Below are 20,423 nucleotides of genomic sequence, written 5' to 3' on the forward strand. Positions count from 1 at the left end.
CTCGATGATGATTCGCAAGACAGTGGGAAGCCATTCCCTAACCCACGGCTGGCACTTTTCCCAAAGCTTGCGCCAGCGCTTGAGGGCCCGCCCCCACCGTTGCCGAATCTTCATTCGAACCTCCTGAGATACCCCGTTTGCCGCGCCTTGCGGCTCCCCAGCAAAAGCCGGAGGGGTCGATGCGGAGTCACTCATCGAGTTCACACCCACTATATGCGTGCCCCCTGTCAGCGCGAGCGCCCGCCCGCAGGGTCATGAATTCCCCATGCGCCCTTGACAAGCGGGAAACTTCATGCAGATGGCCAGAATCGGAGGGATTAGTGTTTTTATAGGGCCGAGTTTTCGAGCGTTACCCGTCCGGTAAGAGTACTTTTCGAATTGCCTTTTACGCTCAGCGCGGAGATTGGAACCGAACTAGCCCGCTAGACGTAGCCCCGCCACGCGCGAGAAACAGTCAAAACAAAAGACTTCACTTGAACTGAGCAATCCTCATGCGCGCGGATCTTGCGCGGCTGTCTGACGACAGCTCGCCGCTCGCGTCAGGACCGTGGTCGAGCTCGGCACCGACGACGTTGCCGAGCTCACCGCCGCGCCCCTGCTCGCCCAGCACTTCCCCGTCGGGCCCCTCGCCGGCGACCTCACCGACGTCGGAGACGACGCCCTCGCATAGTGCATGCGCTACGCCGAGCCGGACGAAGTCTTCAGGATCGCCGCGGAGATGGACCGCCGCGACGCCGTCGACCTATCGCCGCCTGCGGCGACCGGCGACGCGTGGCAGCTCTGCGCGCCGCGACGCCCTCGCCGGCGTCATGGACCCGGCCCCGACCCGGCCGGATAGGCGCCCTCGCCGACGACAGCGTGGCGGCGAGATGTTGCCGCCTTCTGCGCGGCGTGGCGCATGAAGACGAAGAACTGGTGCGAGAGGCACAAGCCGAAGATCCGCACCGTCGGTGCAGTGACTGTGTCCGTGGGCTCACTCTCAGACCAGGTGGGAGCCCCTACGCCATTGCGACACCCGCTTTAGGAGTTCGATCGCTCCTCGGCACTGCCGGAGAACCACCCGGCCTCGGCCATGCCGGACCGTCTAGGAGTGCTGACGTCCGGTGCCGTTGATGTCACGCATGGATGTCAGAACGACGCAACACCTGCGCTCGCTGGCACGACGGTCCCGTGGTTGCTTGGGCCCCCACTGCAGCAGCGACCGTGGCGTACCACCGAGTGCTCAATGAGGCCCACCCGCAGGCTGGTACGTCCACTGCTCTGAGCCGTCACCCTTTAGCCGCGCTCAACGAGCAGAGGAACGGAGAGCGAGAGAAGGTCTAGGCAGTGTTGAAGGAGGTTTCTGTGACTGTCAGTGTGGAAGTTGACGAATATATCGAGCGGGGCATCAAAACCGGATTTCGCCGCCTGCGCACCGCTCACTTGCGTCCACGCAAGCAGGAATCCGTAATCGAGACAGTGCGGCGAAGCATTCTTTCCTACATCGATGCTGAAGAAAATGAGGAACTCACTGGATGGTTTTGGGAATTTGCTGCGGATGCCCTAGTCATTGCCGTGGGGGCGCGCAGCGCGAACCGTGAATCACGTTTGAAGCTCGATGAACTACACGAGTATATCGAAATCCTCGCCGAGTACAGCAACTCATTCAGGCATTCCTGATGGGCTTGGTGCCTAACTTCAGCAAGCCTAGCGATGACCAGTATAAGCACCATGACATCCGGAGTAGGCGTGAATCGTACGAGACTCGCGTAGGAAACGCCACCCGTCTTCTCGTTACCGTCGGCGCAGCGGTAGCCATGATCGGCTCCGAGTCTTTCGAGAAGATCGCCAGTCACGTCTCCGTCAGGATGATGCCGATCCTTTACACCGGCGCTGCAACCGTTGCCATCATCCTCGGCTATGCACTCGTGAAATTTGCTCACGAAGTTCGCCGCCTCATGCAGATTCGACCGCACGAATTTGACGCGGACACCTGGCCAGCGTCCGCCGAAAGATATTACGCATGGGGCCTGCTTCTGATCAAAGCGTTAGCTCTTATTCTACTCCTCACACTAGTTTGGGGAATCCTTTCTCCGCCGCAGGAGTCGGTCCCACGCCCCACGGTCCCGGCAGACAATCCATACCCACTGTGCTCTGTGCCCTTTACGTGCGCGCCCCCGCAGAAGCTACCGCCCCAACCGAAGGGGCCGTGCAAAGAAGTGGCCCAGCCGTGTATCCGGATGCCGCACGATTGATGTGCTAGTCGATGCAGTCCAGCATGCTGCCGGGTGCCAGCCACCGCAGGAATCGGGACGGTCGGCCCCGGTCGAGGCGCACATCGACGCTCACGGCGACATAGTTCCTGACAACTCCTATGCTTGTGACCTTTCGCCGGGGCGAGGTGTGGGGGACCTGGGCGGTCAGCCGGCATCGGAGGTTGTGGGGTGCAGCTCACCCCGTCGGGGTCTATCACAGCCTTGAGATCGCTCAATTGACTGCGGAAGCCTCGCCGAGTGACGCACAATGGGGTGAGCCGAACAGGGGGGAATATGGAGACGTTTGATCTTTCCAGGCTGACAGACTTTGATTTTGAAGCTGTCTGTAAAGATATTTTCGAAGCCGAGTACGGATTTCCGCTAGAAATCTTTTCCCCCGGGGCTGACGCCGGAATAGACCTTAGGTATCTCCATGCCGGAGGTTCTGAACTAGTAGTTCAGTGCAAGCACTGGGTTCGATCACCTCGATCGAAACTGGTCGCCTATATTAGAGATATCGAATCCCGCAAAGTGAAAAAGCTGCGTCCAAGCAGGTATGTTCTAGCGACATCTGCCGAACTTACGAAGGATGCGAAAGATAAGATCTATAAGGCGCTTACGCCGTATGTAACAACTCCGAGCGACATCTATGGGCGCCACGAACTGGACGCCTTGCTGCGTAAGCATGAGAACATTGTTAGACGGCATTTGAGGCTGTGGCTTACCAGTGCATCCGTGCTTTCCTCGCTCTTGCACAAGAGTATCCTGACCCGCTCCCGCCAGCTCGCCAATGATTTGGATACCACTCTACGCACTTATGCGCCGAATGAAAGCTACGCTAGGGCCGCAGAACTACTTGAGGCTCGTCATTCTTGTGTAATAGCAGGGATCCCAGGAATTGGGAAAACTACACTTGCTCATGTTCTCTGCGCCAAATATGTTAGCGCAAGCTATGAATTGATCGAAGTCTCCTCGGATCTCGAAGAAGCCAACGCTCTTTGGGATGACGATGTCCCACAGATCTTCTACTACGACGATTTCCTTGGGCAGACGGCCTTGGAGGAAAAACTCGGAAAGAATGAAGATAGTCGACTCTTGTCCCTTATGCGAAGGGTGGCAACTGCGCGCAACAAGAGATTCGTCCTCACTACCCGAGAGTACATCCTTGCTCAGGCCAGGCAGCGATACGAGAAACTGGACCGGCATCGCTTTGACCTGCATACATGCGTAGTCGATATCGCCGATTACACGTACCGCACAAGAGGGGAAATCCTTTACAATCACATCTATATGTCTGGGCTAAGCCGCGAATTGAAGGAGCGATTTGCGGACCCTCGAGTTTATCTCCCTATAATCCGGCACCCAAACTTCAATCCGCGTATTATAGCTGCAACGGTCGCTGAAGCCGAACTGCTGTCATCTGATCCAGAGGATGTAGACAGGCGAATCATAGAGAATCTGCACAGTCCTCGGAGCATCTGGTCTCACATCGTGAACCACCAGCTCAAGGAGGCTGAGGTTCATCTGCTTGAGCTGATCTTCTCCGTCTCTCGGGACATAAGTTTTCAAGACGTTCAAGAAATCTGGACAAGCCTTGATGGCAGTCTGCGGCAACTTCGCCATTCTATCTCCATTCTCGAAGGGACGATGGTAAGGACATATCGGAAATCAAGCAAGGTATTTCTCGGCTTTCATAATCCTTCTGTCCGGGACTTCATGCGGGACTACCTGCTGGAAGAGCAGGGTGGTTTCCTCTCTCTTATTAGAAGATTCTCGCATTTCGAACAGGTCGAGAATATTCTGATCACTGTAAGCGTGCGGGCTGAGGCGCTTCAACTCTTCATGGCGAATAAGGCTCTCCTTGAGGAGGCGGCTACCAGGTCGTACGATTCGCCTGGACTTCACGACGATGGCGTGAACAGAAGCGTCGATCTCGCCCACAGGGCGAGGGTCTACTTGCATCTTGGAGAAGTTCTCGACTCTGAGGTGATTTTGGACTGTGCTCACAGGATGCTCGACGAGGATGATGCTATTGACAACGCCTACGATCCGCATGACGTTGTTGAGATCGTGCAAATTCTGCATGGAGCGAATCGCCAGTCTTTGCGGCGAATGTTTCCCGACGCCCTGCAAGCAGCGATGGAGTGGATTAAGGGAGATCTGTCGAGTTGGCCCTTGCTGGCCTCCGCGAAAAGCTTCTTCGAAGAACTCTCGGGTATCGTGCCGGAATCTGAGGTGCAAGAGATCGAAGATAGGATGCAGGCGGAGGCTCAGGATTTGATCAGAGGCTGGTCTGAAGAAGGTCCCGACTCCATGAGTGATCACTCTATTATGGAGGATGTACTGGCTTATGCTAGTGAATATGCTAACCCGGAAGAGATCTTCGACGGGTACGCTGAGGCAGTAGCGCAGATGCCGTATTCTGACTGGGATGAGCCAGAGTTCAATAGACGGGAAGTGGGCAGTTCAGATTCTTGTTCAAGTTTGCTGGAGGAATCGCGAGCTGTCGCGAGTATGATGGAATCGCTTCGCGACGACGATTGAGCGAATCTGTTCGTTGACTGCTTCAGTTCGGGGCCTCGCTGCGGTCGGCGGAGCGGCTTTGGGCTGGAGCTGCTTTGGCGCGAGTGATCATGGCCCCGTAAGCTTCCGGCGCGTCGGGCAGTCTGTGGACTTGCCCGCTAAAGCACGACGTTGGGGCCATGATCTTCGAGGCTCGCGCCAAAGTGGCTGCCTAAAGCCGTGGAGCCGACCGCCCCCAGCCACGACGTACCCCTTCTCTGGCATCAGGTGGCTGATCGCTGTGCACGCGGCACGGGCGCCGGTCGGGCTGGAGCGGGGCGGAGACTGGAGCGCAGGCCCGGCTGGGGGCCGGGCCGCGCGCGGGGAGCGGAGCGAGCCGCCTTGAACCAGTAGGGAGACTTTGAATCACGGCTCTGCTAGGGGTTGGCACTGCTCTCTCGCCCGGTGGGTGATGGCTCGTGGTGTAGAACCCTGGTCATGGGGAGTGAACGGCGAGAGCGGATGCGGGCGCTTGGGATGCGTCTTCGTGCGCTTCGTAGAGAAGCTGGCCTGACCGGTGCTGTGTTGGCGCATCGTGCTCGTGTGGGACAGCCGACGGTGTCCAAGGTGGAGAACGGGCGCATGGTTCCGAGCCTGGATGTGTTGGATCGACTCTCACGTGCCCTTGGCCTCGATGAGGCGACCGCTCTTGAGGTGCGTGAACTCCTGGCCGCAGTAGAGGCGGCCGCCGTCTCTGATCGACCGGAAGACGGTGAGCCCGCAACCGGGGCGGCTGTTGATGAGGAGGTTCGTTCCGCTCGGCTGGTGCGCTCGTTCCAGTGCGTCGTGCTGCCGGCCATGCTCCAGAGTGCGGAGTATGCCCGGCACGTCTTTGAGGCCGCGCCGGATGCGACGCCTGAGTCGGTGGGCCGGGCTGTCGCGGCCCGTGTGGATCGGCAGAGCGTGCTGTACGAGCCTGGGCGTGAGTCGGTGTTCGTGTTGACTGAGGCCGTGCTGCGTACGTGGCCGGGTACACCGGCGCTGATGCTCGCTCAGCTGGATCGGTTGCTGGCTGTCGAGAGTCTGAGCACCGTTCGGCTCGGGGTCGTCCCTTGGCGTCGCCCGGTTCCGGTCCTGCCTCGCCACGGATTCACCTTGTGCGACCGGCGAGCGGTTGTGGTCGAGACGTTCGGCGCCGGGTTGGTGTCGACCGACTCCGCCGAGGTGACCTCGTACGAGGACACGTTCGGCCGCTTCGAACGCGCTGCCATCTTCGGCGAGGACGTACGGAAGCTCCTGCTGCAGGTGATGCAGGAGTTTCACGCCTTGGGAGACAGCCTCACTCCATAGAGGAATAATTCCTCTGTATGCCTGGCCTGTTGGGTGCCGTTGGGAATACGCTGCCGCTGGCTGTCTAGCCCCCTAGACGACAGTGAGGAGCTTCCTATGCGGTCCAAGTGGTGCCGTGCCTTTCCCGGGGTGGCCGATGAGGTGGCGCATGCCCGTCACTTCGTCGCTGCATTGCTCGACGGGTACGACCCTGTCGACGACGCCGTCCTGATCGTGAGCGAACTCGCCACCAATGCCGTGCGCCACTCGCTGAGCGGTGCGGCCGGCGGATGGTTCCTCGTGATCGTCTGCTTCGGTGATGACCGCGTGCGCATCGAGGTGGTCGACCAGGGCGGCGAACACGTGCCGCATCTGTGTGACGTGACCGGCCAGGAAGAAGGTGGACGCGGGCTGCTGCTGATCGCGGCCTGCGCCAAGGACTGGGGTGTGAAGAACTGGCCCGACGGACGCACCGTCTGGGCCGAGTTGGCAATGGAGAGGGTGTGATTGCGCTCGGCTCGTGGACGCTCGGCGATCATCCGGCGGGCGGTGGCGGGTGACTCCTCGGGGTGTGCCTCGGCGGCGGTCCCGGTTCTTCGTGGTCGATGTTCGTACAGGGCGGCGCCTCCCGCCCATTCCGTCTAGGGCCCTAGACTCCTGGTTACTTCTAGGAGGTGCGGTCATGTCGGACGAGCTGCAGCGGATCACGGCCATCGATGATCCGTATCTGCTCCTGCGCGAGGTCACCAAGAGGTTGGCCGACGCGCAGCAGGAGGTGACCGAGCTTGCCCGGCTCCGCCGCCGCGTGGTCCAGGACCTCCACGCGCAAGGGCTGTCCTACGCGCAGATCGCTGAAAAGGCCGGCCTGAGCCGTGGGCGGATTCACCAGATCCGGCACACCGGTCCGGCTCCCGAGGGGGCCTTCCTGGGCGCGGGTGCCGTCACTGTGGTGACTCCTCTGCGGTGGGACGCCGAGAAGAAGCGTCCGGTCGTCGCCATGGCCGACATGAACTCCGGGAAGCGGCTGGAGGAGCTGGCCAAGTCCTATGGGCTAGCCGTCAGCTCCGGTCACGTGCAGGTGAGCGGTGAGATCGACCTGAACCGTGACGGCCTGATCGTCGTCTGTGGGCCGGGGATGTCCGAGGCCATGAAGGATCTGTATGCCCAGGACCCGGTACTCGGCTGGGAACATCCGGACGGCGAACCGTGGGCGCTGGTGGACCGACGTACCGGCGCTAAGTACAACGCAGGCGCGGACATTGAGCCCCGCCGCCCGCACGACGTCGGATACCTCGGCAGGCTGCCCCGACCGGACGGCAACGGCTCGGTACTCGCCATCGCCGGAATCCACACGGCAGGGTCCCTCGGCGTGGTCCATCTGCTCACGTCGGACCTCAACTCGCTCTGGGGGCAGGTGGGCGAACGTCATTTCTCCACATTGGTGAGCGTCGACTATGACCCCGAGACCGACGAACCGCAATCCGTCGAACTTCTCTGCCCCCTGTACCTGCACGACGAGGAGGCGACGGCATGAACGTCGCCCTCGGCTCGCAGCCGGCCGACCCAGGACGGGAGAACGAGGACTTCGCCGCAGCTGGTCTCGGGGCGGCCGTCCTCCTCGACGGTGCCGGCGTAGCGGGGGCCGAGACCGGATGCGTACACGGCATCGCCTGGTTCTCCTCGACGTTGGGTGGGCTGCTGCTGGCCGATATCGCCGCGCGGCCTGCCCGGCCGCTCGCCAACTGTCTCGCCGACTCGATCCGGACCGTTCGCTCCTTGCACGAGGACACATGCGACCTGGCCTACCGGGCCAGTCCGACCAGTACGGTCGTCGCTGTTCGTGTCCAGGCTGAAGCTCTGGAGTACCTGGTCCTCGGTGACTCGACCCTCCTCCTCGCCGAAGTGGACGGGAGTACGACTGCCGTCACCGACCAGCGCCTGGACGCTGTCGGCGATCGGCTGCGCGGGCCGCTCGATGCACTGCCCACCGGTTCGCCCGAACACGCCGCTGCCCTCGCTGAATACCGGGATGCTCTTACCGGCCTCCGCAACCGACCGGGCGGCTTCTGGATCGCCGGCCCGGACCCGCGGGCGGCCGAGCATGTGCTGACGGGAACCGTGCCACTGGATTCTCTGGCCTCTGTGACGCTGCTCAGCGATGGGGCGACGCGACTCGTCGACAGCTTCCAACTTGCCGACTGGAAAGAAGTGTTGGGCCTCCTCAATTCGTCGGGCCCCGATGAGCTGATCCGCCGCGTACGTGCAGCCGAAGCGGACGACCCCGACGGCCGGCGCTGGCCCCGAGGGAAGACCCGCGACGATGCGACCGCACTGCACTGGGTCATGCAGTAGCGCACTCCGGCGGTCTTCAAGCCATCTCGTATACCCCCCTAGACAGTTGACGGGGCGTCCGGTTACGGTAGGCGTCAACCCCCCTAGACAGTTGCGGGTGGGTCACCCCCCTGCTGTCTAGGGGGGTATGCAGACCGATTCGGCGTCCGCCTTGGGCGCCCGACCCAAGTGAGGTTCACAGAATGCGTTCCATCCCCGTGGATACCTCGTCCGCCACTCTGCTGGTCACGAAGCTGCCCGAGGTCAAGGTGAGGGACCGGCAGACCGGTGAGGTGGCCGTGGACCCGGTGACCAACGACCGGCTCATGGTCCTGGAGCTGGTGTTCATCGCCGAGGGTGGCTCGGACATGATCAAGGTCACCGTTCCTGAGAAGGGTGTCGGTGACGGGCTGGTCATGGGTGCCCCGGTCTTCCTCTCCGGATTGGTTGCCCGGCCCTGGGAAAGCGAGTTCGGCGGCCGCGCCCGCCACGGCATCGCCTACAGGGCCGACGCCGTCATGGTCGGCACCCCGGCAGCGGCGGGCTGAGCGCGATGACCGATGCCCTGTGGGTTGTGTTGCTGGGCCTGCTGGCGGTGGCTGCGCTGGTCGCGGTGCGCCGTCGGCTGCCGGTCCTGTTCTGGTGGCTGGTCGGGTATCCGACTGTCACGCTTCGGGTGCTCACCACGTACCGGGCCACCATGGATGCCTGCGGCCTCACGGTGCCGGCGTCGGCCATGCGCCGCGCCACCGCCCGCATGATGGGGCGGCAGGCGGCCCCCGTACCGCCTCGCCGGTCACTGCCACTGCCGACCGGATCCGGACTCGTGATGCGGCTGCGTATGGCGGCCGGACAGGCGCCCGAGGATTTCACCGCCGCGGCCGACCGCCTGCGGCACGCCTGGGGCGCACACGCTGTGCACGTCCGCACCACCAAGCCCGGTCGGTTGGAGCTGCGGTTGGTCGGCTGGGATGTCCTTGCCGACGTCCGGCCTCCTCGACGGTGGCTGCGCACCGAACCGCTGTCCCTGCCGCTGGTGCTACGGGAAGACGGGCACTGGCACGTCCGGGACTTCCACACCGTTCCACACGAACTGATTCTCGGCGCAACGCAGTCCGGCAAGTCCGTGTACCTGCGCAACCTGCTGTGCGGGCTGGCCCGGCAACCGGTCGCGCTCGCCGGTATCGACTGCAAGTGGGGTGTCGAACTGGCGCCCTTCGCACCCCGGCTGTCGGCACTGGCCGATACGCCGGACCGTGCGAACGAACTACTGGATGCCTTGGTGGATGAGATGGAGGCGCGGTTCTGCCTCATCGGCCTGAGGAGTGGGGCTGCTCCGGAAACGGGGCTGACCTCGGACGTCTGGGGTCTGCCGGAGAAGGTGCGGCCGGTGCCGGTCGTGGTGGTCGTCGATGAGGTCGCCGAACTCTTCCTGGCCGCAGGCAAGGATGACGAGAAGCGGCGCGACGCCATGGTCACCAAGCTCATCCGCCTTGCCCAACTCGGCCGTGCGGCCGGCATCTATTTGGAGGTCTGCGGTCAGCGCTTCGGCGCCGAACTGGGCAAGGGAGCCACCATGCTTCGTGCCCAGCTCACCGGCCGTGTGTGCCACCGCGTCAACGACGAGACGTCCGCGAACATGGCGCTCGGCGACATCGCGCAGGAAGCAGCGCTAGCCGCAACGTCCATCCCGGCCGAACGTCCCGGCGTCGCGGTCGTCGGCGACTCCTCTGGCGGCTGGTCCCGCGTCCGCTCGCCGCACCTCACCCTCGACGACGCGGCGGCGGTCTGCCGCGAAACCTCGGGCCTGGTGCCCGAACTGCCTCGCCTCGATGCCTTCCGGCCCGTCGTAGCAGTGAAGCCCGTCGAGCCTTCTTCCGCCACTCCTGCCGTGCCCACGGCCCGCCCGGTGACCGAGTAACCGCGCTTCCTCTCCCTCGGCCGGCGTGACCGCCTCGCGCCATGCCCCTACCCCTCCCATGCCCGAAACCGGAAGGAGACCGAGCCGATGCGAGCCCATTCGGCCCGCGTAGACGCCGTGATCGTCCAGGCCGTCATCGCCGGTGCCCTGTCCTTCTCCCACCTGCACGACCTCGCTGCGGCGGCCGGACAGGGTGGCTGGAAGGCGTGGGCCTATCCCGTGAGCGTCGACCTGCTTCTGGTCGCGGCTTGGCGCCGAATGCGTCAGCAGCAGCGAGCACGAGTGGCGGCCGGTGGCCCACGGCTGTGGTTCCTAGTCGCCCTGGCCGCATCACTCGGCGCCAACGTTGCCACGGCGGGGCTCCTCGACCTGGACCACGTACCGGCCTGGCTCCGCGTGACGGTCGCGGGCTGGCCCGCCGTCGCCTTCTTCGGGGGCACCCTGTTGGCCCACGCCCCACACGCCCCGGAGACGCCGACGGTGTCTGCCTCCCTGGCGACGGACGCCGACCGGACTCAACGAGCGGCTGCGGTTGTCATCGACCGGCCCGACCGTGACGCGCAGCCGGCGCCCTCGATCAACCCCGAACCGGACCCGGCATCCACCACCGAACCGGCCGCAACTCCGGCCCCGGTGACCACTTCCACCGTCAGCCTGCCGCCCGCTCTCGTCGACCGGGCCCGGGCGCTGGCCGAGGAGCACCGCACAGCCACTGGCCACCCCGCCGACCCCGACGCCGTACGAGTCCGGCTCGGCCTCCCTCCGTCCATGACCTCGTCCGTCGCCGCACACCTGTGAGAGGAGCAACGCAATGAACCGGCGTTTCCGCGACGTCCGCCGCATCGGCCCCGTCAACGTCGCCTCGTTTGTCGACCGCGGCCGTAACCGACACCTGGCCGCCTGCACCGCGCCCCGCTGCGACTTCTCCACCGAGTACGACAGCCGCGCCGCTGCCGAACTCGCCGCGCGCACCCACCGTTGCCCGGCCTGAACAGGAGACCACCGAAGTGGACGTACCGCTCTGGCTCGCCCTGCTCGTCGTCGGAGTCCTCGGCGTCAAGCTCGTCCGCCCGCCCTTGTGGCTAATCGCCGTTCTGCTCGTGGGCGGCTACCTGCTCGCCGACAGCCTGCTGGCGCCCGTCGTCGAGAGCTTCCTCAAGTGACCTACGAAAGGGGATAGTTCGTGTTCCGACCGAAAGTCCCGACCATGCCGCAGCCCACCGGACCGGCCGTCCCGGCCACTGTCGTCGTGCCGACAGCCATCACGCCGGGCGTTCCCGCTCGGTCCTCGGCCCCCGTCGCTCCGGTCCCGCCTCGCACAGCCACCCGTTTCACAACTGGAAGCGTGCTCGCCCTTGCTGGCGGCGGCACCGCTGTGGTCCTGGTCGTCGTCGCCGTCCTGGTCTCCATGCTCCTCGCTGTTGCCATCACCGCCACGTCCGTGGCCGTCTGCGCAGTCGTCATCCGCTCGATCCTCACCCGCCGCTGATCTCGCTTCTCCGCTCGCCCGGCCTGCTCACGCTGTCTAGCCCCCTCGACAGGCCGGGCGCTCCCACCACACATCCGTCTCTTCCGAGGAGGAACCCGCACATGCGCCCTGCGGCTCCGACCGCAGCCATCCGCCAGCTGGCCGCACTCGCCCAGCATGGCGACCTCAGCTCCTACGCACGCCAGGTCCAGCGCCTTGGTGGCTGCGAGCGGCCCGTACGAATGGAGGGACACCGCCTCGACGTCCACGCCGCCACCGGAGAAATTGTCCGCGAGATCGCCGGCCGCGACCTTCCAGCCGGACAGCTCCTGATCCGCTGCAACAACCGGCGCGCCACCCGGTGCGCCGCCTGCGCCGAGATCTACCGCAAAGACACCTTCCACCTGGTCACCGCCGGCCTGAGCGGTGGTAAGGGCGTCGGCGCGTCGGTCGCCCAACACCCGCGCGTCTTCGCCACGTTCACCGCCCCATCCTTCGGCCCCGTCCACAATCGCCCAGGGGGCGGCCGGTGCCGCTGCGGGCGCCTCCACCCCGACGACGACCCCGCACTCGGCACACCCCTCGACCCGGAACGCTACGACTACCGAGCCGCCGTCCTGTGGAACGCCCACGCCGGGGCCCTGTGGGGCCGCTTCACCACCTACCTGCGCCAGCACCTCGCCTCCCGCGCGGGCCTCACCCGCTCGGCGCTGCGCCACTGCCTCAAGGTCTCCTACGCCAAGGTCGCCGAGTACCAGCGGCGCGGCGCCGTCCACTTCCACGCCGTCATCCGCCTCGACGGCCCGGACGGCGCCGAGGACACCCCGCCGGCCTGGGCCACGACCGACCTTCTCACCGACGCGATCCGCTCGGCGGCTCGGATGGCCGAGGCTCCCGGCCTCGTCATGGACGGCCACGCGTACGCCTTCCGGTTCGGCGAACAGCTCGACATCCGCGCCATCCGTTCCGCCGACTTCGCGGGCACCTCGGAACTGTCCAGCCGCGCCGTGGCGGCCTACATCGCCAAGTACGCAACCAAGGGCGCCGAAACGGCCGGCACCCTAGACCGGCCCATCCGCAACCCGATCACCGACCTGATCGGATCCGGCGTCACCGACCACGCCCGGCGCATGATCCTCACCTGCTGGCACCTGGGCGCGCTGCCCGAACTCGAAGACCTGCGCCTCCGTAAGTGGGCCCACATGCTCGGTTTCCGCGGCCACTTCTCCACCAAATCCCGCGCCTACTCCGTCACCCTCGGCGCCCTCCGCCAGGAACGCGCCGACCACAACGAAGTCCTGGCACGAGGACGCGCGGCAGAAGCCGGCCACCCGCTGCCCGACCCGGGCACCGTCCTCGTCCTCTCGCACTGGCGATTCGCCGGTACCGGTCTCACGGACGCGGAAGCCCTCTTCGCCTCCTCGCACGCCACTTCTCACCACGCAGAAGGAGAACCTGACCGTGCACGATGACGAACTGCTCACTGTCGCCGAGGTGATGGCCCGTCTCCGGCTCGGCCGGTCCACCGTGTACGACCTGATCCGCACACGACGGCTTCCCTCGGTCACCATCGGCCGGTGCCGGCGCATCCCCGCCTCGGCCCTCGGTGCGTTCATCGCGGAACAGATGGAGCGTGCGGCCTGATGGCCAAGCGTCGTAGCCGCGGTGACGGCGGCCTGCACTGGGACGAGAAGAGACAGCGTTGGATCGCCACGGCGAACCTCGGCTTCGACCCGAGCGGCAAGCGGATCGTGAAGCGGGGGAGTGGCAAGACCAAGACGGAAGCGAAGAACAAGCTCAAGGAGGTGTTGCGGGACCACGAGGACGGCCTCGCCATCGCACCCACCAACTACACCGTCAAAGACGCGGTGACGGACTGGCTCACCTACGGGCTGGCCGGCCTCGACCCCAGAACCATCGAGACCACAACGCTCCTGAGCGAGAAGCACGTCATTCCGTCACTCGGCGCTCGCAAGCTCCGCGACCTCAGCGCGGAGGATGTAGACCGCTGGCTGGCCACCAAGGCGAAGACGCTCAGTACGCGCACCCTCCAGGGCCTTCACTCCTGCCTGAACCGCGCGGTCAAGCGGGCCATGGCGCGGGACAAGGTGAAGCGCAACGTCGTCGAACTCTGCTCGGTACCCCAGGGGCAGGCTGGCCGCCCGTCGAAGGCGCTCACCTTGGCCCAGGCCGAGGCCGTCCTCAAAGGGGCCGAGGGAACCTCGATATACCCGTACATCGTCGTCGCGCTGCTGACCGGTGCCCGCACCGAAGAGCTGCGCGCCCTCACCTGGGACCACGTCTTTCTGAAGGGGCGCCCCGACTTCGACCCGCCGCAGCCTCCCCACATCGCGGTGTGGCGTTCAGTCCGGCGCACTGGCGACACCAAGACCCGGAAGTCTCGGCGCACCCTCGCCCTGCCGGCGCGCTGCGTCGAAGCCCTCTGGCAGCAGTTCGAAGATCAGGGCTGGGATCGGCTCGCCGCCGGTGACGACTGGGAGGAACACGGGCTCGTCTTCTCTTCCGCCGTCGGCAAGCCGCTCGACGCTGCCAACGTCCGCCGCGCCTTCCGCCAGGCGCTCAAGGGCATCGACGGGATCAACGCCGATGAGTGGACGCCCCGGGAGCTCCGGCACAGCTTCGTGTCGCTGCTGTCCGACCGGGGTGTCCCGTTGGAGGAGATCTCCCGGCTCGTCGGGCACTCGGGTACGGCCGTGACCGAGGAGGTCTACCGGAAGCAGATTCGGCCTGTGATTCAGACCGGCGCCGTCGTCATGGACGGCATCTTCGGAGCCGATCCGCGCAAGCCGTAGGCACTCAGAAAGCGATAGTCACGCAGATAGACACGCAGGCCAAACAAGAGACCCACCTACTCACGTGAGTAGGTGGGTCTACCTGCTGTTTCGGCTGTCGGGGTGGCGGGATTTGAACCCACGACCTCTTCGTCCCGAACGAAGCGCGCTGCCAAGCTGCGCTACACCCCGATGTCGCTGCTGGTCCTGCTTTTCGCGGCGACGTCGTTTACTTTAGCCCACCGGTGGCTGGAGACGAAATCCGGTTTTGGCGCGGTGGTGGATCGGGTTGGGGCGGGCGTGGTCGAGGGCTACGAGGAGGACGGCCAGGGCGTAGAAGGAGAGGCCGAGGAGGAGGGCGTCGGTCAGGGTGTGGCGGTAGCCGTGAGCCGCGGGGTCGAGGAAGGGGTACAGGGGGTGGGCCGGTGTCATCAGCTCGGCCCTGATGAGCAGGAACAGCAGGTAAGCGCACGGGTACGCCATCCACGTCGCCGCGTGGCGCAGGCGCAGGTGGCCGGGGGAGGTCAGCAGGAGCCACTCCAGGAGCGCTGCCACCGGGGTCACCGTGTGGACGAGGAGGGACGCCGTGGTCGTGTGGAGTACGTGGTGGGTCAGGGACGTGATCGTCACGTAGAGCAGCGCCGCGCCGGTCAGGGCCGCGGGGAGCGGCTTGCGGGCGGTCCAGGCTCGGCGGGCCGACAGGAGCATGACCACCGCGAGCAGGATGTCGGCCTGGATCGCGAAGTGGCTCAGCACGCGCGGTGCGCTGTCGAGCCGTAGCTCGAAGGCGACGCCCGCGGCCGCCGTGCCGGCGATCAGGACGCGGAGGATCGCGGCCAGGGGGCGGCGTACGGGTGGTACCACGGCGGCTGCGGGGACGGTGGAGGGGAGCAGGCGGTGGGTCCGCGGTATCGCGGGCAGCTCCGGGATGTCCCTCGGTATAGGCGGTACAGGCGGTATCGGCGCGGTCATGCCCACAAAGTAGGCAAGGCCGTCAAAAGGGGCTATTCGGGTGGGCCGAATGAGGACCCCGTGCCCGCTACTACTCCTTCTCCGTCAGCGTCAGTAGCGTCACTTCCGGCGGGCACGCGAACCGCACCGGTGTGTAGCGGTTCGTTCCGCAGCCCGCCGAGACGTGGAGGTACGCCGTCCGGCCCTCCGAGGTGTGCGTCGACAGGCCCTTCACGCGGTCCGTGTCCAGGTCGCAGTTGGTGACCAGGGCGCCGTAGAAGGGGATGCAGAGCTGGCCGCCGTGGGTGTGGCCGGCCAGGATCAGCGGGTAGTCGTCCGCCGTGTACGCGTCGAGGACGCGCAGGTACGGGGCGTGCACCACGCCCATCGAGAAGTCCGCGGAGGACGACGGGCCGCCCGCCACGCGCGTGTACCGGTCCCGCTTGATGTGCGGGTCGTCCAGGCCGGTCAGCTCGATCGACACCCCGTCGACCTTCAGCACGCCCCGGGTGTTGGTGAGGTTCAGCCAGCCGGCCGTGTCGAAGCCGTCCCGCAGGTCCTCCCACGGGTTGTGGACGACGCCGACCGCGGGCGCGTTGCCGTTCAGGCCGTGCCGGCCCTGGGCCTTCTCCAGCAGATAGCGGGCGGGGTTGCGCAGCTTCGGGCCGTAGTAGTCGTTCGAGCCGAAGACGTACGCCCCCGGGAACTCCATCAGCGGACCGAGCGCGTCCAGGGTCTCCGGGACGCCCTCCGGGTCGGACAGGTTGTCGCCCGTGTTGATCACGAAGTCGGGGCGCAGTCCGGCCAGCGAGCGCAGCCACCGCTGCTTCTTGCGCTGCCCGCCGACCATGTGGATGTCGGAGACCTGAAGCACGCGAAGGGGGCGCATGCCGGCGGGCAGGACGGGGACGGTCACCCGCCGCAGCCGGAAGGAGCGGGTCTCGAAACCCGCCGCGTAGGCCAGACCGGCGGCGCCAGCCGCCGCGATGGACAGAGGTACTCCGTATCGCGCGCGCATACCTCCATCGTGTCAGACGCGGCCCGCCGCGCCGCGCCCGCCGTCCCTTAAGTGCCGTTCCCCCGGCGCCCTTTAAATGCGTGGGCGGCGGGCGCCCCATACCTGCGACAATCGACCCATGACCACGCTCAAGTCGAAGCTTCAGGAAGACCTCAACGCCGCGATCAAGGGGCGCGACGAGCTGCGCTCCTCGACGCTCCGGCTGACGCTCGCCGCGATCACCAAGGAAGAGGTCGCGGGCAAGGAGAAGCGCGAGCTCTCCGACGACGAGGTCCTCAAGGTGATCACCAAGGAGGCGAAGAAGCGCCGCGAGGCCGCGGACGCCTTCGCTCAGGGTGGTCGCGCCGAGAGCGCCGAGCGCGAGAAGGCCGAGGGCGAGGTGCTCGCCGCCTACCTGCCGAAGCAGCTCAGCGACGACGAGCTGAACGACATCGTCGGCCAGGCCGTCGCCGAGGCGAAGGCCGCCGGCGCGGAGGGGCCGCGGGCCATGGGCGCCGTCATGAAGATCGTGAACCCGAAGGTGGCCGGGCAGGCCGAGGGCGGCCGCGTCGCCGCGGTGGTGAAGAAGCTCCTCGCGGGCTGACCGGAGAGCGACAGACCAAGAAAGGAACGGCCCCCGCCTCCCGTACGGAGAGGCAGGGGCCGTTCTGTCACCCATGGCGTGCGTCAGGCGCGGCGGCCGTTCCCGCTCAGCCCCGCCCCCCCCGGGGGGTGCCGTCCCGCTCAGCCCCGCCCCCCGGTGTCGTTCCCGTTGCTCGTCCCCCGGAAGAACCCGTCCGGGAGCGTGAAGCCGGGAGTCGGGGTGTCGCCGCCCGTCGAGCCGCCGTTGTCGCCGCCGCCGTTGTTCCCGCCATTGGCACCGCCGTTGTTGCCGCCGTTGCCGTTGCCGCCGTTGAGCAGGCCGCCGATGAAGCCGTCGCCGTTGTTGCCGTCGCCGTCACCGCGGCCGTCGTGGTCGTCGTCGTCCTCGTCCCGCTCCTTGTCGTTGCCCGGGATGTGGACGAGGTTGAACTCCGGGGCCTCCTTGCCCGAGAGCGCGCCGGTCATCGCGTCGCGCCAGATCGGGCCGGGGGTGTCACCGCCGTAGACCTGGCCGTGGTAGACGCCGCCGATGCTGATGTTCGTCATCTTCACCTTCTGGGTGGCGCTGCCGACCCAGACGGCACCCGAGAGGTTCGGCGTGTAGCCGACGAACCAGGCGTTCCTCCGCTCGTCCGTCGTACCCGTCTTACCGGCGTTCGCGCGGCCCGACAGGCCGGCCTGCTGGCCGGTGCCGGAGTCGACCACGCCGCTGAGCAGGGTGTTGACGGTGTCCGCGGTCTTCTCGCTCATCGCGCGCGAGCAGGTCGACTTCGGGACCTCCAGCGACTTCTTGGTGCCGCCGACCGTCTGGGTGATCGACTCGATGGCCACCGGCGTGCAGTACATGCCGCGGCTCGCGAAGGAGGCGTACGCGCTGGCCATCGTGAGCGGGGAGAGGCCCGTGGAGCCGAGGGTCATGGACGAGGGGACCTCGGGGATCTTGTCGCCGTTGCCCTGGACCACGCCGAGCGCGTCCGTCATCTTCACCACCGGGCACATGCCGATGTCGGACAGCATCTGCACGAAGTAGGTGTTGACCGACATCTCCATGGCCTTGCGCAGCGCGTACGGCCCGTGCTCCGACTCGCTCTCGTTCTCCAGCTTGTAGTTGTCGTCGTTCAGCCACGGCTTGCCGCTGCACGTCTGGACGCTGTCCGGGTACGGCATCTCGTACGGCGCCGAGTACGTCTGGTTGGCCGGTCGGCCCTCCTCCAGGGCGGCCGCCGCGACGAACGGCTTGAACGTCGAACCGGTCGGGAAGCCGAAGTTCGAGCCGCCCATGGAGGCGTTGACCGAGTAGTTGTACTCGGTCTCGTTCTTGCCGTAGCCGTACGGCTTCGACTGGCCCATCCCGAGGATCTTGCCGGTGCCGGGCTCGACGAGCGTGGCGGCCGCGGCGACCTTGTCCGACTTGTAGACGTGGTCCTTGAGGGACTGCTGGACGGACTTCTGCGACTGCGGGTCGAGCGTCGTACGGATGGTCAGGCCGCCCTGGTTCCAGATCTTGGCCCGCTCCTCCTTCGTCTTGCCGAAGACCGGGTCGCTGAGGAAGACCCGCTCGACGTACTTGCAGAAGAAGCTGGCGCCCTGGACGGCGGTGATGCAGCCGTTCTTCGGCTGGGTGACCTTCAGGCCGAGCGGGGCCTTGCGCGCCTCCGCGGCCTCGGACGCCGAGATGTCGCCGACCTCGGCCATCCGCGAGAGCACGGTGTTACGGCGCTTGATCGCCTCCGCCTCGTCGTTGACCGGGTCGTAGCGGCTGGGGGACTGGACGATGCCGGCCAGCAGGGCGGCCTCGGGCAGCGTGAGGTTCTTGGCGGACTTGGAGAAGTAGCGGTGGGCGGCGGCCTCGACGCCGTACGCCTGCTGCCCGAAGAACGTGATGTTCAGGTAGTTCTCGAGGATCTTCTTCTTGCCCAGCTCCTCCTCGACCTGGATCGCGTACTTCAGTTCGCGGATCTTGCGGCCGATGGTCTGCTGGGTGGCCTGCGCGACCTTCGTCGGGTCGTCGCCCGCCTCCTCCACGAAGACGTTCTTCACGTACTGCTGGGTGAGCGTCGAGGCGCCCTGGGCGACCCCGCCGCTCTGCGCGTTCTGGTTCAGGGCGCGCAGGACGCCCTTGAGGTCGACCGCGCCGTGCTCGTAGAAGCGGGAGTCCTCGATCGCGACGATCGCCTTCTGCATGTACGGCGAGATGTTCTTGAGGTCGACGACCGTGCGGTCACGGGAGTAGACCGTGGCGATCTGGGAGCCCTTGGCGTCCAGGATCGTGGTGCGCTGGCTCAGCGGGGGCGTCTTCAGGTTGGCCGGGAGCTCGTCGAAGGACTCCACCGACCCCTTGGCCGCGAGGCCCAGCGCTCCGAAGGCGGGCAGGGCGATACCCGCCAGGACGGCTCCGGAGAGCACGCTGACGCCGAGGAACTTCGCGGCCTGCTGCGTGGCGGACAGCCCTCCGCCCGAGCGCTTCTTTGGCATGAGGGCAGCCTACGTTCTCATTCGCCGGACACGCGTATATGCCTTGGCCTAAGCTGCTCTCAACTGTCACAGCAGCAGGGCTACGTATCAATACGTCCGGCGACCCCGAATCGTTCCGGAAGTGCCCCGTTTTCCTGGTGGGGGCGTGTCCGAATCCGCCTTGTGTGTCACTCGGCGTCCGTTGTGACTCAAGAGGACTGTCCTATTTTGTGGCGATAGTCACGTATGTCGCGGGCTCACTCCCCCGGGTGATCTGCCGCTTACCCATAGTCCGTTCGGGCCATTCAAGATTGGGCCCGAAGGGGGTGTTGCGCTGTGCCCACCTTCCGTAACGTCCTCAACTGGCGGCGGTGAATATGCCGCTGCCGCCGTGGGGGAGCCTCGATTCGGGAGAGGACGGCGCCGGTATGGGCTGGGTAACCGACTGGAGTGCGCAGGCCGCCTGCCGCACTACCGATCCGGATGAACTGTTCGTTCAGGGAGCAGCGCAGAACAGGGCCAAGGCGGTGTGCACCGGATGTCCGGTACGCACGGAGTGCCTGGCCGACGCGCTCGACAACCGCGTCGAGTTCGGCGTGTGGGGAGGCATGACGGAGCGTGAGCGCCGCGCCCTGCTGCGCAGGCGGCCCACCGTGACTTCATGGCGCCGGCTCCTGGAGACGGCACGCCTGGAGTACGAGCGCGGAGCGGGCATCGTGCCGCTCGACGACGACAGCGTGTACGAGAACTACGCGGCGGTGGGCTGAGCGGGCGACTGTCCCTCGCCTGCCCCGGCCGTCGGCCGGCCACTGGCCGGCTCGCTGCGCCCGCGCCGCTGTCT

21 protein-coding genes and 1 tRNA gene are annotated in these 20,423 nt (G+C 65.9%); 18 read left to right on the forward strand and 4 right to left on the reverse strand.

Going from position 1 to position 20,423, the window contains the following annotated elements:
* Positions 1-547: 547 nt before the first annotated feature.
* From G6W55_RS39230 to xerC, 16 genes are all read left to right on the forward strand, one after another.
* Positions 548-670, forward strand: coding sequence for a hypothetical protein (locus tag G6W55_RS39230; protein WP_303049912.1), 123 nt, complete (start codon positions 548-550; stop codon positions 668-670).
* 674 nt (positions 671-1,344) lie between these two features.
* On the forward strand, positions 1,345-1,659 hold the full coding sequence (locus G6W55_RS14120; RefSeq protein WP_175521176.1) for a hypothetical protein: 315 nt from the start codon (positions 1,345-1,347) through the stop codon (positions 1,657-1,659).
* Positions 1,660-2,528: 869 nt separating this feature from the next.
* Positions 2,529-4,778 carry a restriction endonuclease gene (locus G6W55_RS14125; protein ID WP_175521177.1) on the forward strand — a complete coding sequence of 750 codons (2,250 nt, stop codon included), beginning with the start codon at positions 2,529-2,531 and terminating at the stop codon, positions 4,776-4,778.
* A 456-nt stretch (positions 4,779-5,234) separates the two neighbouring features.
* Positions 5,235-6,086: a helix-turn-helix transcriptional regulator gene (locus tag G6W55_RS14130; RefSeq protein ID WP_175521178.1), complete on the forward strand. Its 852-nt coding sequence runs from the start codon at positions 5,235-5,237 to the stop codon at positions 6,084-6,086.
* Positions 6,087-6,182: 96 nt separating this feature from the next.
* Complete coding sequence (locus tag G6W55_RS14135) at positions 6,183-6,572, forward strand: ATP-binding protein (RefSeq protein ID WP_175521179.1); 390 nt, start codon at positions 6,183-6,185, stop codon at positions 6,570-6,572.
* 175 nt (positions 6,573-6,747) lie between these two features.
* Positions 6,748-7,599, forward strand: coding sequence for a sigma factor-like helix-turn-helix DNA-binding protein (locus G6W55_RS14140; protein ID WP_175521180.1), 852 nt, complete (start codon positions 6,748-6,750; stop codon positions 7,597-7,599).
* Positions 7,596-8,417 (forward strand): integrase, encoded by an 822-nt coding sequence (locus G6W55_RS14145; protein ID WP_175521181.1) that lies wholly within the window; start codon positions 7,596-7,598, stop codon positions 8,415-8,417. Before G6W55_RS14140 ends, G6W55_RS14145 begins: the two co-directional genes overlap by 4 nt.
* Positions 8,418-8,599: 182 nt before the next feature.
* Positions 8,600-8,944, forward strand: coding sequence for a hypothetical protein (locus G6W55_RS14150; RefSeq protein WP_175521182.1), 345 nt, complete (start codon positions 8,600-8,602; stop codon positions 8,942-8,944).
* 5 nt (positions 8,945-8,949) lie between these two features.
* Positions 8,950-10,317 carry an FtsK/SpoIIIE domain-containing protein gene (locus tag G6W55_RS14155; RefSeq protein WP_175521183.1) on the forward strand — a complete coding sequence of 456 codons (1,368 nt, stop codon included), beginning with the start codon at positions 8,950-8,952 and terminating at the stop codon, positions 10,315-10,317.
* 87 nt (positions 10,318-10,404) lie between these two features.
* Positions 10,405-11,115, forward strand: coding sequence for a DUF2637 domain-containing protein (locus G6W55_RS14160; protein WP_175521184.1), 711 nt, complete (start codon positions 10,405-10,407; stop codon positions 11,113-11,115).
* Positions 11,116-11,128: 13 nt separating this feature from the next.
* The gene (locus G6W55_RS14165; protein ID WP_086866375.1) at positions 11,129-11,308 is read left to right on the forward strand and encodes a mobile element transfer protein; all 180 of its coding nucleotides are present in this window, start codon (positions 11,129-11,131) and stop codon (positions 11,306-11,308) included.
* Positions 11,309-11,324: 16 nt separating this feature from the next.
* Entirely contained in the window at positions 11,325-11,480 is a 156-nt protein-coding gene (locus tag G6W55_RS14170; RefSeq protein WP_175521185.1) for a hypothetical protein, read from the forward strand.
* Positions 11,481-11,500: 20 nt separating this feature from the next.
* Complete coding sequence (locus tag G6W55_RS14175) at positions 11,501-11,806, forward strand: SpdD-like protein (protein ID WP_175521186.1); 306 nt, start codon at positions 11,501-11,503, stop codon at positions 11,804-11,806.
* Between the two features lie 101 nt (positions 11,807-11,907).
* Positions 11,908-13,257: a replication initiator gene (locus tag G6W55_RS14180; RefSeq protein WP_175521187.1), complete on the forward strand. Its 1,350-nt coding sequence runs from the start codon at positions 11,908-11,910 to the stop codon at positions 13,255-13,257.
* Complete coding sequence (locus G6W55_RS14185; RefSeq protein ID WP_086866371.1) at positions 13,247-13,429, forward strand: helix-turn-helix domain-containing protein; 183 nt, start codon at positions 13,247-13,249, stop codon at positions 13,427-13,429. The genes G6W55_RS14180 and G6W55_RS14185 overlap by 11 nt, the downstream gene beginning before the upstream one ends.
* Positions 13,429-14,598: a tyrosine recombinase XerC gene (gene xerC / locus G6W55_RS14190; RefSeq protein ID WP_175521188.1), complete on the forward strand. Its 1,170-nt coding sequence runs from the start codon at positions 13,429-13,431 to the stop codon at positions 14,596-14,598. The genes G6W55_RS14185 and xerC overlap by 1 nt, the downstream gene beginning before the upstream one ends.
* 97 nt (positions 14,599-14,695) lie before the next feature.
* On the opposite strand, the gene G6W55_RS14195 is transcribed toward xerC, so the two are convergent.
* The 3 genes from G6W55_RS14195 to G6W55_RS14205 form a co-directional block, all read right to left on the reverse strand.
* A tRNA-Pro gene (locus tag G6W55_RS14195) sits at positions 14,696-14,769 on the reverse strand.
* 42 nt (positions 14,770-14,811) lie between these two features.
* Positions 14,812-15,549 (reverse strand): Pr6Pr family membrane protein, encoded by a 738-nt coding sequence (locus G6W55_RS14200; protein WP_175521189.1) that lies wholly within the window; start codon positions 15,547-15,549, stop codon positions 14,812-14,814.
* 70 nt (positions 15,550-15,619) lie between these two features.
* The gene (locus G6W55_RS14205) at positions 15,620-16,546 is read right to left on the reverse strand and encodes a metallophosphoesterase (protein ID WP_175521190.1); all 927 of its coding nucleotides are present in this window, start codon (positions 16,544-16,546) and stop codon (positions 15,620-15,622) included.
* A gap of 118 nt (positions 16,547-16,664) precedes the next feature.
* On the opposite strand from G6W55_RS14205, the gene G6W55_RS14210 reads away from it, so the two are divergent.
* The gene (locus G6W55_RS14210) at positions 16,665-17,129 is read left to right on the forward strand and encodes a GatB/YqeY domain-containing protein (RefSeq protein WP_175521191.1); all 465 of its coding nucleotides are present in this window, start codon (positions 16,665-16,667) and stop codon (positions 17,127-17,129) included.
* A gap of 140 nt (positions 17,130-17,269) precedes the next feature.
* On the opposite strand, the gene G6W55_RS14215 is transcribed toward G6W55_RS14210, so the two are convergent.
* On the reverse strand, positions 17,270-19,603 hold the full coding sequence (locus G6W55_RS14215) for a transglycosylase domain-containing protein (RefSeq protein WP_175521192.1): 2,334 nt from the start codon (positions 19,601-19,603) through the stop codon (positions 17,270-17,272).
* 407 nt (positions 19,604-20,010) lie between these two features.
* On the opposite strand from G6W55_RS14215, the gene wblA reads away from it, so the two are divergent.
* Positions 20,011-20,349 (forward strand): transcriptional regulator WblA, encoded by a 339-nt coding sequence (gene wblA / locus G6W55_RS14220; protein WP_030795920.1) that lies wholly within the window; start codon positions 20,011-20,013, stop codon positions 20,347-20,349.
* The last annotated feature ends 74 nt before the right edge of the window (positions 20,350-20,423 follow it).

Source organism: Streptomyces sp. CAI-85, from assembly GCF_013363615.1.
In the GTDB taxonomy this organism is placed as follows: domain Bacteria; phylum Actinomycetota; class Actinomycetes; order Streptomycetales; family Streptomycetaceae; genus Streptomyces; species Streptomyces antibioticus_B.

Excerpts from the sequence above, each read along its gene's own strand:
- G6W55_RS14160 (WP_175521184.1), top strand. The coding sequence starts at position 10,405 with ATGCGAGCCCATTCGGCCCGCGTAGACGCCGTGATCGTCCAGGCCGTC.
- G6W55_RS14145 (WP_175521181.1), top strand. The coding sequence starts at position 7,596 with ATGAACGTCGCCCTCGGCTCGCAGCCGGCCGACCCAGGACGGGAGAAC.
- G6W55_RS14165 (WP_086866375.1), top strand. The coding sequence starts at position 11,129 with ATGAACCGGCGTTTCCGCGACGTCCGCCGCATCGGCCCCGTCAACGTC.
- G6W55_RS14205 (WP_175521190.1), bottom strand. The coding sequence starts at position 16,546 with ATGCGCGCGCGATACGGAGTACCTCTGTCCATCGCGGCGGCTGGCGCC.
- G6W55_RS14130 (WP_175521178.1), top strand. The coding sequence starts at position 5,235 with ATGGGGAGTGAACGGCGAGAGCGGATGCGGGCGCTTGGGATGCGTCTT.
- G6W55_RS14125 (WP_175521177.1), top strand. The coding sequence starts at position 2,529 with ATGGAGACGTTTGATCTTTCCAGGCTGACAGACTTTGATTTTGAAGCT.
- xerC (WP_175521188.1), top strand. The coding sequence starts at position 13,429 with ATGGCCAAGCGTCGTAGCCGCGGTGACGGCGGCCTGCACTGGGACGAG.
- G6W55_RS14140 (WP_175521180.1), top strand. The coding sequence starts at position 6,748 with ATGTCGGACGAGCTGCAGCGGATCACGGCCATCGATGATCCGTATCTG.
- G6W55_RS14155 (WP_175521183.1), top strand. The coding sequence starts at position 8,950 with ATGACCGATGCCCTGTGGGTTGTGTTGCTGGGCCTGCTGGCGGTGGCT.
- G6W55_RS14215 (WP_175521192.1), bottom strand. The coding sequence starts at position 19,603 with ATGCCAAAGAAGCGCTCGGGCGGAGGGCTGTCCGCCACGCAGCAGGCC.
- wblA (WP_030795920.1), top strand. The coding sequence starts at position 20,011 with ATGGGCTGGGTAACCGACTGGAGTGCGCAGGCCGCCTGCCGCACTACC.
- G6W55_RS14135 (WP_175521179.1), top strand. The coding sequence starts at position 6,183 with ATGCGGTCCAAGTGGTGCCGTGCCTTTCCCGGGGTGGCCGATGAGGTG.
- G6W55_RS14180 (WP_175521187.1), top strand. The coding sequence starts at position 11,908 with ATGCGCCCTGCGGCTCCGACCGCAGCCATCCGCCAGCTGGCCGCACTC.
- G6W55_RS14200 (WP_175521189.1), bottom strand. The coding sequence starts at position 15,549 with ATGACCGCGCCGATACCGCCTGTACCGCCTATACCGAGGGACATCCCG.
- G6W55_RS14150 (WP_175521182.1), top strand. The coding sequence starts at position 8,600 with ATGCGTTCCATCCCCGTGGATACCTCGTCCGCCACTCTGCTGGTCACG.
- G6W55_RS14210 (WP_175521191.1), top strand. The coding sequence starts at position 16,665 with ATGACCACGCTCAAGTCGAAGCTTCAGGAAGACCTCAACGCCGCGATC.